The organism is Tissierella sp. MB52-C2 (assembly GCF_030931715.1).
Lineage (GTDB): Bacteria > Bacillota > Clostridia > Tissierellales > Tissierellaceae > Tissierella.
Map to the genome: position 1 here is coordinate 62,955 of NZ_CP133261.1, position 14,500 is coordinate 77,454.

General features: G+C 30.1%; 17 protein-coding genes. 13 read left to right on the forward strand and 4 right to left on the reverse strand.

Features of this window, described 5'->3' with window-relative positions:
• Positions 1–95: 95 nt before the first annotated feature.
• The 8 genes from RBU61_RS00295 to RBU61_RS00330 all read left to right on the forward strand — a co-directional run bounded on the left by RBU61_RS00295 (position 96) and on the right by RBU61_RS00330 (position 6,124).
• On the forward strand, positions 96–1,058 hold the full coding sequence (locus RBU61_RS00295; protein ID WP_308877399.1) for an ATP-binding cassette domain-containing protein: 963 nt from the start codon (positions 96–98) through the stop codon (positions 1,056–1,058).
• A 48-nt stretch (positions 1,059–1,106) separates the two neighbouring features.
• The gene (locus RBU61_RS00300; protein ID WP_308877400.1) at positions 1,107–1,340 is read left to right on the forward strand and encodes a hypothetical protein; all 234 of its coding nucleotides are present in this window, start codon (positions 1,107–1,109) and stop codon (positions 1,338–1,340) included.
• A gap of 336 nt (positions 1,341–1,676) precedes the next feature.
• Positions 1,677–2,051, forward strand: coding sequence for a GntR family transcriptional regulator (locus RBU61_RS00305; protein WP_308877401.1), 375 nt, complete (start codon positions 1,677–1,679; stop codon positions 2,049–2,051).
• A gap of 2 nt (positions 2,052–2,053) precedes the next feature.
• Complete coding sequence (locus RBU61_RS00310; protein ID WP_308877403.1) at positions 2,054–2,899, forward strand: ABC transporter ATP-binding protein; 846 nt, start codon at positions 2,054–2,056, stop codon at positions 2,897–2,899.
• Between the two features lie 4 nt (positions 2,900–2,903).
• Positions 2,904–3,515: an ABC-2 transporter permease gene (locus RBU61_RS00315; protein WP_308877404.1), complete on the forward strand. Its 612-nt coding sequence runs from the start codon at positions 2,904–2,906 to the stop codon at positions 3,513–3,515.
• Positions 3,516–3,526: 11 nt separating this feature from the next.
• A complete protein-coding gene (locus RBU61_RS00320; protein WP_308877406.1) occupies positions 3,527–4,189 on the forward strand; it encodes an ABC-2 transporter permease in 663 nt (220 codons plus the stop codon).
• A 418-nt stretch (positions 4,190–4,607) separates the two neighbouring features.
• Positions 4,608–5,933: a tetratricopeptide repeat protein gene (locus RBU61_RS00325; RefSeq protein WP_308879853.1), complete on the forward strand. Its 1,326-nt coding sequence runs from the start codon at positions 4,608–4,610 to the stop codon at positions 5,931–5,933.
• Positions 5,930–6,124, forward strand: coding sequence for a hypothetical protein (locus RBU61_RS00330; RefSeq protein WP_308877407.1), 195 nt, complete (start codon positions 5,930–5,932; stop codon positions 6,122–6,124). Before RBU61_RS00325 ends, RBU61_RS00330 begins: the two co-directional genes overlap by 4 nt.
• A 150-nt stretch (positions 6,125–6,274) precedes the next feature.
• On the opposite strand, the gene RBU61_RS00335 is transcribed toward RBU61_RS00330, so the two are convergent.
• From RBU61_RS00335 to RBU61_RS00345, 3 genes are all read right to left on the reverse strand, one after another.
• Positions 6,275–7,294: a lysylphosphatidylglycerol synthase transmembrane domain-containing protein gene (locus tag RBU61_RS00335; RefSeq protein ID WP_308877408.1), complete on the reverse strand. Its 1,020-nt coding sequence runs from the start codon at positions 7,292–7,294 to the stop codon at positions 6,275–6,277.
• A 112-nt stretch (positions 7,295–7,406) separates the two neighbouring features.
• Positions 7,407–7,895, reverse strand: coding sequence for a DsrE/DsrF/DrsH-like family protein (locus tag RBU61_RS00340; protein ID WP_308877409.1), 489 nt, complete (start codon positions 7,893–7,895; stop codon positions 7,407–7,409).
• A gap of 24 nt (positions 7,896–7,919) precedes the next feature.
• Entirely contained in the window at positions 7,920–9,233 is a 1,314-nt protein-coding gene (locus tag RBU61_RS00345; protein WP_308877410.1) for an aminotransferase class V-fold PLP-dependent enzyme, read from the reverse strand.
• A 138-nt stretch (positions 9,234–9,371) separates the two neighbouring features.
• On the opposite strand from RBU61_RS00345, the gene RBU61_RS00350 reads away from it, so the two are divergent.
• The 3 genes from RBU61_RS00350 to RBU61_RS00360 all read left to right on the forward strand — a co-directional run bounded on the left by RBU61_RS00350 (position 9,372) and on the right by RBU61_RS00360 (position 12,571).
• Positions 9,372–10,256: a DMT family transporter gene (locus RBU61_RS00350; RefSeq protein WP_308877411.1), complete on the forward strand. Its 885-nt coding sequence runs from the start codon at positions 9,372–9,374 to the stop codon at positions 10,254–10,256.
• A 17-nt stretch (positions 10,257–10,273) separates the two neighbouring features.
• On the forward strand, positions 10,274–11,119 hold the full coding sequence (locus RBU61_RS00355) for a DNA-binding domain-containing protein (protein ID WP_308877412.1): 846 nt from the start codon (positions 10,274–10,276) through the stop codon (positions 11,117–11,119).
• 90 nt (positions 11,120–11,209) lie between these two features.
• Complete coding sequence (locus RBU61_RS00360; protein ID WP_308877413.1) at positions 11,210–12,571, forward strand: sodium:alanine symporter family protein; 1,362 nt, start codon at positions 11,210–11,212, stop codon at positions 12,569–12,571.
• A 45-nt stretch (positions 12,572–12,616) separates the two neighbouring features.
• On the opposite strand, the gene RBU61_RS00365 is transcribed toward RBU61_RS00360, so the two are convergent.
• Positions 12,617–13,300 (reverse strand): hydrolase, encoded by a 684-nt coding sequence (locus tag RBU61_RS00365; RefSeq protein ID WP_308877414.1) that lies wholly within the window; start codon positions 13,298–13,300, stop codon positions 12,617–12,619.
• Between the two features lie 153 nt (positions 13,301–13,453).
• On the opposite strand from RBU61_RS00365, the gene RBU61_RS00370 reads away from it, so the two are divergent.
• Positions 13,454–14,155 (forward strand): DUF1538 domain-containing protein, encoded by a 702-nt coding sequence (locus tag RBU61_RS00370; protein ID WP_308877415.1) that lies wholly within the window; start codon positions 13,454–13,456, stop codon positions 14,153–14,155.
• A 12-nt stretch (positions 14,156–14,167) separates the two neighbouring features.
• Entirely contained in the window at positions 14,168–14,494 is a 327-nt protein-coding gene (locus RBU61_RS00375; protein ID WP_308877416.1) for a P-II family nitrogen regulator, read from the forward strand.
• Positions 14,495–14,500 lie beyond the last annotated feature (6 nt).

Sequence of the window (14,500 nt, forward strand, 5' to 3'; positions counted from 1 at the left end):
TTTGATGATAGGAATGAGGATTTGAATTACTAGATTCATTTAATTTGCTGGATAGATTTTTCATAAAGATCAAAAATGCTAGTCTAGATGTAGAAATGAAAAGATATAAATTATCAAAAACCATTGGTGGAGCAACATCATCACTTATTGTACTTAATGTGTTGTCACAGATGATAAGTACTATTATCAGTGGAATTCTTGTTACAAAACAGATTATTAGTCCAGGAGCTATATTAGCCATAGGAAACTTATCAGGATTGTTTTTTACAGGAGTATTAAGTGGTATGAGTCAAAAAATTGGATTGAGTACAATAAAACCAATATTTGAAAAATTTGAAGCATTGAAAAAGACAGAGTCGTTATCTTTACCTGAACTTGATGAGATATCAAGAAATATAGAATTGGAGGATATTGGATATAGCTATAATGAAAAACAAATTTTACAGGATTTAAATATGGATTTTCAAATAGGAAGAAAATATGCAATTGTTGGAGATAGTGGTAGCGGAAAGACAACAATATTAAGAATTTTAATGGGGCAATTAAAGGATTATGAAGGAAAAATATATATAGATGGAAAAAATATGAGAGAGTTTGACATCAATAGTATAAGGAATCAAATTGCTTATATTGGCCAGAATATCTATATGTTTAATGATACAATTGAATATAATATTACATTGGACAGAAATTTTAAGATAGAAGAAATGGAAGAAGTTATTGAAAAAAGTGCATTAACAGATTTTATTTATAATTTAAAGGAAGGAGTAAAGACAAAGTTAGATGAAGGAGGCAGAAATATTTCAGGAGGGCAAAGGCAAAGAATTGCCATAGCTAGAGCCCTATTAAATGGTAAAAAGATCCTATTTATAGATGAAGGTACTTCTGCACTAGATAAATCAAATGCGTTTGAGATTGAATCTAAATTATTAGATAATCCAGAACTTACCATTATTATGATAAGTCATAATCTAGATAATCGTTTATTAGATAAATTCCACACGATTTATAGACTAGAAGACCTAAAGCTAAAATTTTTGCTTGATGAACGAGCATAGGCTATAATTTTTATCAGCATACATAATTCATTTGATGAGTATGAATATATGCTAAAGGCTTGGGAACTAACAGCTAGATATCCTAAGAGAAAGTTAAATTATAGAATAATAATAAAACTTACCAATAACTATATTGATAGAGGAAAATATCAAGATGCAATAGAATTATATCAAAAAACTCTTTTAAATATTGATAATATACCTGAAGAGTATTTAAGCTATTTATACTATAACTATGCTTTATGCTATTATAGATTAAAGGTGTATTCTCCAAAAAAATAAGTTAAGATTTTGATAGGAATATCAAAATCTTAACTTATTTTTTGTAATTTAGAATAAAACTATTTTAAATTAACTCGTTGTGCTAGTTGAAATTTACAAATAGAAAAACCCCAGCAAGATATGTTAACATATCATTAATAACACCCAAGAAATTAAGATAGGAGGATAACATATTAGGTTAAATTTCCATGATTGTCAACTGATAAATATATTATAGTTTACAATCTTAATATTATTGAAAAAATTCTTGACAGATTTATAAAATAATCATATACTGTACATGTAGCATATATACAGTATATACAAAGATAACAGTCTGTTGTAAGGAGGCATAGTATGAGAATAATAGTGTCTAATTCATCTAATGAGCCTATATATGAGCAAATAGCCGGCCAAGTTAAGGGGATGATAATAAAGGGAGAATTAGAAGAAGGGGAAGCTTTACCATCTATTCGAGGTTTAGCAAAGGATCTCCAAATATCTGTAATCACTACTAAAAGGGCATATGAGGAATTAGAAAAAGAAGGATTTATAGAGACAATGCAGGGAAAAGGCTCATTTGTGGCTATGCAAAATAAGGAGCTAATGAAAGAAAAAAAACTAAAAATTATAGAAGAAAAATTAACTGAAGTAGTAGAGGAATCTAGATTGCTAGGATTAAAGTATGACGAAGTAAAAGAAATGCTTAAAATTTTATTTGAGGAGGAGTAGATATGTTAGACATAAATAATTTATCTAAGGATTTTAAGAAATTTAAACTTGATAATATATCTTTCAAATTAGAACCAGGATATATAATGGGATTTATTGGACCAAATGGAGCAGGTAAAAGCACTACTATAAAACTGATTATGAATTTACTAAAAAAGGACTCTGGGGAAATAAAAGTATTTGGAAAAGACCATATAGAGTTTGAAAAGGAAATAAAAAATAGGGTTGGATTTGTATATGATGAATCTTATTTCTATGAAGATTTAACTATTAAGCAAATGAAAAATATAATAGCCCCTTTTTATAAAGAGTGGGATGAGAAGTTGTTTAATAAATATATAAAGGATTTTGATTTAGACCCAACACAAAAGATAAAAAAACTATCTAAGGGTATGAAGATGAAATTTTCCTTGAGTATAGCGCTATCTCACAATGCTGATTTAATCATAATGGATGAGCCTACTTCAGGACTTGACCCAGTATTTAGAAGGGAAATCTTAGATGTATTGTATAGTATTATACAAGATGAAAAGAAATCTATATTCTTTTCAACTCATATAACTACAGACCTTGAAAAAATAGCAGATTATATAACATTTATTAATAAAGGTAAGATAATATTCTCAAAATCAAAAGATGAAATATTAGAATCATATGGAATAATAAAAGGTGGAAATAATCTATTAGACAGAGATACAAGAAAAGAGTTCTTAGGTCTTAGAGAGACTAAAGTAGGCTTTGAAGGATTAGTAGAAAATCCACAAAGGCTAAAGAAATTATTTGGTAATGAGATATTAATTGAAAAGCCAACACTTGAAGATATAATGGTTTATAGTGTAAGGGGGTAGGAAGATGCTAAATTTGATTAAAAAAGATTTCTTGTTAACCTTTTCTAGCAAACTGCCTTGGATGTTTATAATATTATATGTGCCATTTATTCTATTTACAATAGGTACAGATAATAAATTTATAGGTGGTCTAATGATATATACATTTGTATATATGCTGACAACTATATCTTTTGGTTATGATACACAAGTAAAAACCCATATATTATTGCAATCCTTACCAATTAGAAAAAGAGATATAGTTATTAGCAAATATTTGTCTATATTAATAAATTATACAATTGGATTTGTTGTTACTGGGGGTTATTTGTGGATAATTAATCTCTTGGGGTTTGTAGATGTGGATATTTTCAATCTTTCTATGGTGATATCTACCTTACCTATAATATTACTGTCATTATCCATATCATTGCCTGCACTTTTTAGATTGCCGCCTAAAATAGCCAATGTTATAAATATGTTTATATATATAGGTATTATGAATTTTGTCATTATACCATTCGGTGAATATGGTAATTTATTAAATGGATTAGGATTACCAATTATAGCAGCCATAGTGTATTTTTTATCCATGGGAATATCTTTATGGCTATATGAAACAAGGGACTTTGCATAGGGGGGATAGTAATGAAACAACTTGTAATAAAGGATATACGATTACTAAAAATTATAAATCTAGTTATACTTTGCGGAGGAATATTATTTGGATATATTGGGATGAGTATTGACCATGTATATAAATCTAAACTTGTATATGGATTTGCTATGTTTATAATGGTATATATGGTTTCAATGTTTTCCACTCAATATGATGTAAAAGGAAAAACAGATATGATGTTAAATTCATTTCCAGTAGATAGATATGATATTGTAAAATCAAAATATATATCTATGGGACTATATATTTTGTTTATAACTGGAGTTGTCTTTTTATCTTCTAATATATCTAGAATTATATTTAACACCACAATAGCAGGGAATCCTGCGACTATATGGGATGTGTTATTTATATTTGGATTATCCTTGGTATTTTTCTCTATATACTTACCATTTCACTATTACAATGTAGGAAAAGCCCAAGCATTTAATCAGATTTTTTATATTATACTTATTTTATTACCAAATGTAATACGTAGATTTGGTAAAAAGGTTGAAAATACAGAGATATTTCAAGGTATAATAAACATGGATTGGAAAATTGTTATTCTTATGTTTGTTGGTGTTGGGGTAATAATGTATTTAATATCTTTACAGATTTCAAAGAATATATATAAAGGTAAAGAGTTTTAGAAAATATAAGAGATATTTAGATAAAGTCTATAGTATAGATACAAAAAATCTATACTATAGACTTTTTTATTTAATAGGAAAAGTCTGATTTACAAGGGACATAATTAAGTCTCAAGAAAAGATTATAGATAAAAATAGACAAAAGGTGTCATGAAATATTTAAAGATTTTTGTAATATCAATGTGTTGGAAAATAAGGCTATGGTTTAGTAAATATAGAAATATGAAAATATAATTTCGTTAAACTCCGATACTAGGCGTCGAAAAATGTAAGAACAAAATTGTTGACCCCAGTATTATAGTATGGTTTAATAAACTAAACAATAAAAATATTCATTCAATATATAACCTATGAATATATGATTTTAATAAATTTTAATTATAAAGTTAAATATTAGATAGGGGTGATATGTTTGGACATGGCAATCTCAGAACCGAATCCTGGGGGAATTATAAAGAGAATAAGAGAAATGTTAAATATAATCCAATCAGATACTACAGAAGGAAATAATACTAGTAAATTAATAGATTTGGTAGAGTCTGGTAAAGTTCCCCTAAAGATAGACAATGCAGAGCTAATATGTAAAGACATAAACGATATATTAGAAGAAAGAAATATGGATTTAATCATTGAGCCTGAAGATTTACTTAATCCACAAAGGTATGAGGCAAAGGAAAAGGTAGAAAATTATATCGCTAAATTGGACAAGCATAAGAATCAGGAGGATTATGTCATTGATTTAGATGATTTAGACGATCTCGAATTTCTTTTAAATGAGTATAACCTTATGGATAAAAAGATTAAAGCATACGAGATCATAGGAGATATATATTTTAATTCTAGAGATTATGATAAGGAATATGAATATATGTTAAAGGCTTGGGAGCTAACAGCCAGATATCCTAAGAGAAAGTTTAATTATAGAATAATGATAAAACTCTCCAGTAACTATATTGATAGGGGAAAATATCAAGATGCAATTACATTGTATCAAAAAGCTCTTGTAAATATTAGTGAAATACCTGAAAAATATCTAATCCATTTATATTATAACTATGCTTTAGCTTTCTTTAGATCAAAGATGTATTTTCCTGCTTTAGAAGTAATTTCAGATTTACTATGCCATACTGAGAGAAAAGATTACGATTTATGGAGAAGAGCATATAATCTGCAAGGGTTATGTCACCTTGAAATGGGAGACTATGAATCATCTCTAAATAGTTATAATAATGCACTTCAAGTCTTGACTTTTACGGGATATAGTGATCACAAATATTTAGTATATGGTAATATAGCTGAGGTTTATACAAAGCTAAAGGACGAAAATCGGGCTTATAAATACTTAGATTGGATTTTGAAAGACATGGATGAATTGGACAAAAGTTCAGATAATTATTCTGCAATCTGTAACCAATTAGCCATTTCCTATGAATACTTAGGAGAGTTTGAACAGGCAGAAAAATACTATAAAGAGTCCTTAAAATATGCAAAGAAAAACGTCCAACAGAATTATATATTCAAGAATATCATATCTTTAATAGAATTAAATACAAAAATAAAAATTGATGACATTTGTGAGATAATGGAAGAATACAATGATGATATTATATCTGGAATGAAATTTAATGATGGTAAACTAACTGTATTCAGATGTTTAAAGACATATGTGGATAATCAGGATTATAATAGGTTTGAAAAGTTGATTGATAATATAATAAAATATCAAGGAGGAGAGGGCATATGAAAAGAAAAAAATTAATAAGTGTAGCTGTATTGATGATTTTATTATTTAACTTATCCAGTGGAGCAGTTGCTGGAGTTGATTCAGGTACAACTAGACCTACAATCGCTAGCATTCCAAGTTATGAAGAAGGAGTAGAAGATTCTATAGTTAGCCCTTGTGGAGTTGACTCAGGTACAACTAGACCGCGTTAATAAAGGGTATCACAAATATTAATAATGCTTAAATTTAATTATAACTAAAACAAAAAGCTGTCTCAAGATTTAATATTGAGACAGCTTTTTCTGCAAATAAAAAGAGAAAAAGTTTGAAAACTCTTTCCCTTAAAACTAACCTTTATTGTTTTAATTAATATTTACCCTTCTGCTTCTACATATGAAATCCACCAATGTTACTAATCCAGCTATCAGAACTCTTAGATAATAATCTATAAGTCTCCATAGCATTAAAGCAAAAGCTAGGATTTTTTTAGGGAAAATTATCTTAAATAACATATAAAATCCACCTTCTGCTGCACCAGCAGTTCCAGGAGTAGGCATAAAGGATACTGCCATATAATGTAGAGATTGAATAGCAATAATATCTATAAAATGACCCATTTCAAATCCTAATGCTAAATAGATAAAATAAGTAATAGAAAAACTTATGGTTAATTGGACTACAGATATGAAGATGAGCTGTATAGTAGTCTTTTTATCTTTTTTCATTTCCTCAACACTTGCTTTATAATCTAATAAAGTATTGTTCAACTTTTCCTCAGATTTTTCTATGTTTTTTACTATTTTAAGTTTATAAAGTATTTTAAGGGATTTTCCTAAAAAAGTTTTAACAAATTTTTCATTTAATAGAAATAGAAAAATGCCCATTAAGATTACAATATTTATAAGACCTCCCACAACTATAAAAGGTAATGCAAATGGTGCCTCACTATAAAGTAAATTAAACTTTATTATAAACATAAATAATGCATAGAAGGTCATAACAAATTGATATATTAAGAACCTATTAACAAATAGTGATGATGCGGTACCTATAGGAACACCATCATTTACCATAGAATATATTTGAACAGGTTGTCCTCCAGTGGAAAATGGCGTAATAGCACTATAATATTGTCCAATCATACAAAGTTTAAGGGACGACCCATAGCTAGCATTAATTTTTAAAGTTTTCTTCATTTTATGAAGTATATAAGCTTCAAAAAACCAATATAAAACCATACATAAAAAAGCAATTAACAAAAATAAAATATTGGTGCTTTGGATTAATTCAGAAAAATTATCAAAATCATTATTACTAACAAAAATCCATATAGTAAGCCCAATAAGACCAAATAAAATTACAAAGTTCAATATCTTTTTCATTTTATTTTCACCTTCCTTTACCATAACATACTTTATATCTTCTATATAAAGTATATATTATAAAAGCAAATAATAAAAGAAAAAAATAGGCGAACTTCATCGCCATAATAAATCAAATAAATAGCTGAATATCTGTTTCTAAGGCATCAACTAAATATTCTTCTGCTGTAACTATACTGACTTCTTTAAGTAGTTCTGCCTCTCCAAAACCCATTACTTCACAGGAAAGTTTGCAGGCTTTCATATTTACACCCTTCTTCAATGCTCCATTTAAAAATGCAGTAAGGTTTGGAGTATCATTTTCCTCCATCATACCTACTAACATTTTCTTTCCCATACCGGCGAAATTCATTTTAGATAGAGGGAGATCCTCGATATGTCTTGGAGTCATATTGGCAAACATCTTTTCAGATGTAGTCTTTTCTTCTTCTGGGATAGAATTTGGATCTCTAATAAGCATTAGTCCCCAAAAAGCAAAAAACATAGTGACGTCAATATTTATTTCCTTAGCAGAGTTAGCTAAAATAAGTGCTGCTAAGGCCTTATCATAATCACCACTAAACATTAATATACTCATTTTTTTATTAGTATCTTTACCCATAAAAAAACCTCCTTTCCACTAGGATTAGTAGAAAGGAGAATTTATATACTTGTTTTTATAATAATTTATATTTCTGCTGATTTCATTTAAAAGGTAAGAAAGTAGATATATCTCATCATAATCATTATACAAACCAAAACTTATTCTTACTAACCCAGGGTCAGGTAAATTTTCATCACTCCTATATCTCATCATTTCTTCCTTAGATATTTTAAGCAATCTTTGAACGTAGGGCTGAGCACAGAAGCAGCCGTTTCTAACGGCAATTCCACCTTCACGGGCTAAAATAAGAGCCAATTCATTATGATGTAAGCCTTCCATATTAAAAGATATAATAGATACTTTTTCATCTACATTTTTATCATCATATAAAATAATTCCAGGAATATTTTGAATTAAATCTATGGCATATCTTGTTAGACTTCTTTCGTATTCTTCAATCTTTCTCATATCCAAGTCTTGTAACATTTTTATACTTGTGGAAAGGGCAACGACACCCATTACATTTGGAGTGCCTGCTTCTTCTTTCATAGGCGGGTCTAGCCATACTACATCTTCCATAGATACATATTTAACTATACCTCCCCCTAATTGTTCAGAGAAGCCGTTTTTAAAGATTTCCTTTGGAGCCACCAATGCTCCTGTACCAAATGGGGCATACATTTTATGTCCAGAAAAAGCAATAAAATCAATATGCTCTGGATCATTTATATCTCCCATTTTGAAAGGGCTATGGGGAATAAGTTGTGCTCCATCTACTAAAATTTTAGCTCCATATTTATGACAAATCTTTGCAATTTCATATATAGGATTAATATATCCTGTTACATTGGATGCACCAGTTACTGCAACTAATCCTACTTTTCCTCCATATAATTTTAATTTGAATTCTAAGTCTTCTAAGCATAATCTTCCTGAACTATCCACCTCTACATAATCAGTATTATATCTATACTTCCATGGCAATAGATTAGAATGGTGCTCCATGTATGTAGATAATACTACTTTATCTTTAAGAGTATCCTGTAATCTATAGGAAAGTTTGTTTATGCACTCTGTTGTGTTTTTTAGAAATATTACTGTATGATAGTCTCTATTACCGCCTACGAAATCAAGCACGATTTCTCTACCTTCATCGTAAAGTCTCGAGGATATTATGGACTTATACCCTGTCCCCCTATGAATGGAAGAGTAATTACAAGAAAAAGATGTTATTTCATCTATTACTGATTTAAAAGGTGGGGTTGTAGCAGCATTATCAAAATTTATATAATTAACAGAATTTCCATTTGATAGCCTTACTAAACTATCACTACCTACTACTAATCTTTTTTCCATAAAATCACCCTCATTATTTATTGTTAATATTATCTTATTAATAAAGCCAGTTTTGGTGTATGTTTAGGGAAAGAAACTAAAAACATTTTAGTGGAATAATCCTAATGTGATATAATAGGAGAAAAAGGAGATGATGATTTGGAAAAGAAAAAAACATTATATGCAGATTTATCTTTGCTTTTAGTGGCCATAATTTGGGGTTCAGGATTTGTTGTTACTAAAAATGCTCTAGACCATGTAACTCCTTACTATTTGTTATTCTTTAGATTTATTGCTGCAACTATTATTTTATCTATCGTATTTTTTAAAAAGATAAAAGAAGCTTCGAAACAAGACATTAAAGCTGGAATTATAATTGGATTATTTTTATTTGCAGCATTTGCCACTCAAACTGTTGGGCTTCAATATACTGAGGCTGGCAAACAAGCTTTTATTACAGCTACAAATGTGGTTATGGTACCATTTATTTATTGGATTATATCTAAGAAAAGACCAGATAAATTTGATTTAGCAGCTGCTTTTCTATGCTTAGTAGGTATAGGAATACTTAGTTTGAATGATGATTTAACCATGGGTTATGGAGATATATTGACGCTTTTATGTGCTGTAATGTTTGCTCTGCATATTTCTTCTACAGGATATTTTGCAAAGGAATTAGATCCATATGTAATAACTATAGTACAATTCTTAGTAGCATCAATTTTATCACTTATATTTGCTTTATTATTTGAAGGAACTAATATTGAGTTAGGATCTAATACAATTTTTCCAATATTATATTTAGCCATATTCAGTACAATGACTGCATTTTTAATACAAACTGTTGCACAAAAATATACTAGTTCAACTCATGCAGCCATAATTTTAAGCTTAGAAGCTGTATTTGGCAGTACCTTTTCCATTATATTTTTAAAAGAACCATTGACCATAAGATTTTTCATAGGATGTGTGGCAATCTTAATGTCAGTTATAACAAGTGAGACAAAATGGGAGTTTTTAAAGGCAAAGGAGATAATAGAATAATCTATTGGAGGTATAAGATGAAGATATTTGTCTTAGATAAGAATTCAAAAGATATAAATATCTTGAAAAAGATTATACGTAGTAATAATTTAGGTTTACTAGTGGGGGAATCAAACGATTTTAATGAAGGTTTAGAAGAAATAATTTTTTCTTCTCCAGATCTAGTAGTTTTAGACCATGTAGGAAATAAGACAGATGGATTTTATATTATAGATGAAATAAAGAGAAAAGGTATAAATACTAGATTTATTATGATTTCAGACTTTACATCCAAGAAAAATATAGAAAGGGCATATGAAGAAGGAGTAGAGTATGCTATATATAAACCTATAAATGATTTAGAAGTGAAAACCATAATAGAGAAAGTAAAATATAAAATTGAACTAGAAGAAAAGATAAAGAAGGTTCAAGAAATATTTAAAGATACTGATTCAAATTTGGAAGAGACAGTAGAAACAAATGATTGTGAACGAGATGTCAACCTAATACTCCTAAAGTTAGGAATTATGGGGGAAATAGGAAGCACGGAATTATTAAAGGTTGTTAAATTTTTAATCCAAAACAATATAAAATTAAACGATATATCTATACGAGAAATATGTTCTAAGTTTACATCTAATCCTAAAGTCATGGAACAAAAAATGAGAAGAGCTATAAATACAGCAATGTCCAATGTTGCAGCTTTAGGAATAGAAGACTATATGAATGAAACTTTTATGGAGTATTCAAATACTTTATTTAATTTTGAACAAACAAAACGAGAAATGGACTATTTAAGAGGGAGATCTCAAGAGAGAGGAACCATAAATATGAAGAAATTCCTATCAGGTATATGTCTACTTTGTGAAAATCAAAACAATTAGAAATATTCTGAAATTATTATTGAATATTATTGAGTTTTTTTGAAGCAACTCCTTTATAATTGGATTAATCTAATAAAAGGGGGCAAGGTAATGGATCAGTTAATGAAATTCAACAAAATTCTTAATGATTTTGTATGGGGACCGCCAATGCTTATTCTATTGGTAGGTACAGGTATTTATCTAACATTACGCACTAATTTCTTCTCAATTACTAAATTAGGTTATATTCTGAAAAACACTCTAATGAAAATGTTTTCAAAGGAAAATAAAGGTGAAGGGGAAGTAACGGCCTTTCAAGCAGTTGCTACAGCATTGGCTGCAACCGTAGGTACAGGTAATATAGCAGGTGTTGCTACTGCAATATCTATTGGTGGACCAGGAGCAATATTCTGGATGTGGATTGCAGCATTATTTGGAATGACTACAAAATTTGCAGAGGTAGTTTTAGCAGTTCAGTATAGGGAAAAGACAGAGGATGGAAGATTCGTTGGAGGTCCAATGTATTATATTACAAATGGACTTAATATGAAGTGGTTAGCTTATATATTTGCATTCTTTGGTGCAATCGCAGCTTTTGGTATAGGAAATATGGTTCAGTCAAATTCCATATCAGACTCTCTTTATACTGCATTTGGTTTTAATAAGCTTTGGGTTGGAATTGTGCTAGCCGTATTTGCAGCACTAGTAGTTATAGGTGGAATTAAGAGGATAGGATCTGTAACAGAGAAATTAGTACCTTTTATGGCGGCGTTTTATATTTTAGGTGGATTGGTAATTATAATTATAAATGCTGCTCATATTCCAGAGGCATTTGGTCTAATATTTGGTTCTGCATTTACAGGAACAGCTGCAATAGGAGGATTTGCAGGCTCAGCTCTTAAACAAGCAATGAGATATGGAGTTGCTCGTGGAGTATTTACCAATGAAGCAGGTCTTGGTAGTGCACCCATAGCTCATGCTGCTGCAACTACAGACCATCCTGTTCGTCAAGGACTATGGGGAGTATTTGAAGTATTTGTAGATACAATAATTATCTGTACAATAACTGCACTTGTAATATTAACTACAGGTGTATGGAAAGATGGAGCAACTGGTGCTGCTCTTACTACTGAAGCTTTTAGTCATGGGCTTCCAGGAACTTGGGGTGGAATTATAGTTTCCATAGGTATTTTACTATTTGCATTCTCAACTATTCTAGGATGGGAATACTATGGAGAGCGTTGTGCTGAATATTTATTTGGACCTAAGGTTAATATTATTTATAGAATCCTATGGGTACCTTTCATAGTTATAGGTGCTGTAGGTGGACTTGAACTTCTTTGGAATATAGCAGATACATTAAATGGTTTAATGGCTATTCCAAACTTAATAGGGGTTGCAGCTTTAAGTGGAGTTGTTATTAAGCTTACTAAGGAATTTTTCGCCAAGGAAAAGGCACTTAATAATAAATAATAAAGAATAAAGAATAAAATGAGCATATCGGAAGATATGCTCATTTTATTCTTTTCTCTTGTCTTCTCTATATTTATCCATAACTCCTGAAAATATCTCTGCACTTGTAGGTGGAGTATAGGTTATGGCATTGGCTCCAGCTTCTATAGTTTGAAGGATGGATTCATCTGTAGGGCCACCTGTTGCTATAATAGGAAACTCTTTTCCTAACTCTTCTCTTATTTTATTTACTAAGTAGGTTGTCTTAGCACCACCAGATATATTCAATATACTGGCTCCTGCTTGAATTTTCCCTTTATAATCATCACATTCTGATACTACTGTTGCTATAATAGGTATGTCAATTCTTTCCCTCATTTGTGCGATTACTTCATTGGCAGTAGGAGCATTTACTACTACTCCATAGGCTCCCATTAGCTCTGCTTGAAGAGCAATATTTACAGATCTTTTACCTGTAGTAAGGCCACCGCCTACTCCAACAAAAACAGGAACTGCGGCAACTTCAAGTATTGACTGAGTAATAGATAGTTGGGGAGTAAAGGGATATACTGCTATGATGGAATGGGCATTAGAGTTTTTAATTATAGCTACATCTGTAGTAAATAATAAGGATTTAATCCTTGTTCCCAATATTTTAATACCACTTGCCTTATATATGGAAGGTGGTACTTCTATTATTCTAGATCTAAGTTGTGATTTTACTTCTGGTATATATTTTTCTTTTTCCATATTACACCTCCTAATGAAATTACATAATTATATTATACCCTATAACTCTGGTTTTCCCCATTATTTTCTTTATAAACAAATTTGTTGTGATTAATATGATATAATGGGTATATGTTATAAGTCATAGAAAAAAGGACAAAGGAGTGAATTGTTATGAAGAGTTTACAAGGCCTAGGTGCCTTATGGGAAACTGCTGCTAGCATTATACCCCTGACGGCTATACTTGCCATACTTCAAATATTTGTACTAAAAAAACCATTACATAGTGTAAAAGATTTTACTATTGGGTTTTTACTATCTGTATTAGGTCTGCATTTATTTTTAAAGGGGACAACCATGAGCCTAATACCTTTAGGAGACTCTGTTGGTAGAAATTTTGTAATTATTAATAAGAAATGGATTATACTAATAATAGGGTTTGCAATAGGTTATTGTGCCACATTGGTAGAGCCTGGATTAAAGGCATTGGCATTAGAAGTAGAAGAATTATCAGCTGGAGCTATTCCTCATAAACTGCTAATACAAGGTGTTGCCATAGGATTTGGCGGTGGAATGGCAATAGGTTTACTTAAAATACTATTAAATATGCCATATATAAAAGTTTTAATACCATTATTATTAGTAGTAATATTTCTAGCATTTTTTGCCCCAGAACCTTTTGGTGCCATAGCATTTGATGCTGCATCTGCCACAACCGGACCTGTGAATATACCAATTAATATGGCCTTAGCTGTGGGATTGGCCTCAGTTATAGAAGGAGTGGATCCGTTAATCTCTGGATTTGGAATAGTAGGGCTTACATCTATAGGTTCCATGATTTCTGTAATGATATTAGGAATATTAACTAAGATTTAGGGGGGAGTTATTATGGTAGAAATAAAATGTATAGTTGCTGTTGTTGAAAGAGGAAAAGCTGATAAAATTGTAGAGGCAGCAAAAAAGGCAGGAGCCAATGGAGCTACTATATTTTATGGTAGAGGAACTGGAGAATCTGAAGTAAAGAAGTTTCTAAATATTCATGTTGAAGCATCTAAGGAAATAATATTAATATTAACAGAAATAGAAAAGCATAAAGCTATTATGGGTGCAATGGTAGATGAAGGACAACTAAAGAAACCAGGGACAGGAATTATATTTACAGTTCCAATTACTAACTTAATAGGTCTACACCATAGGGAAGAATTTGAGGAATAAATAAAA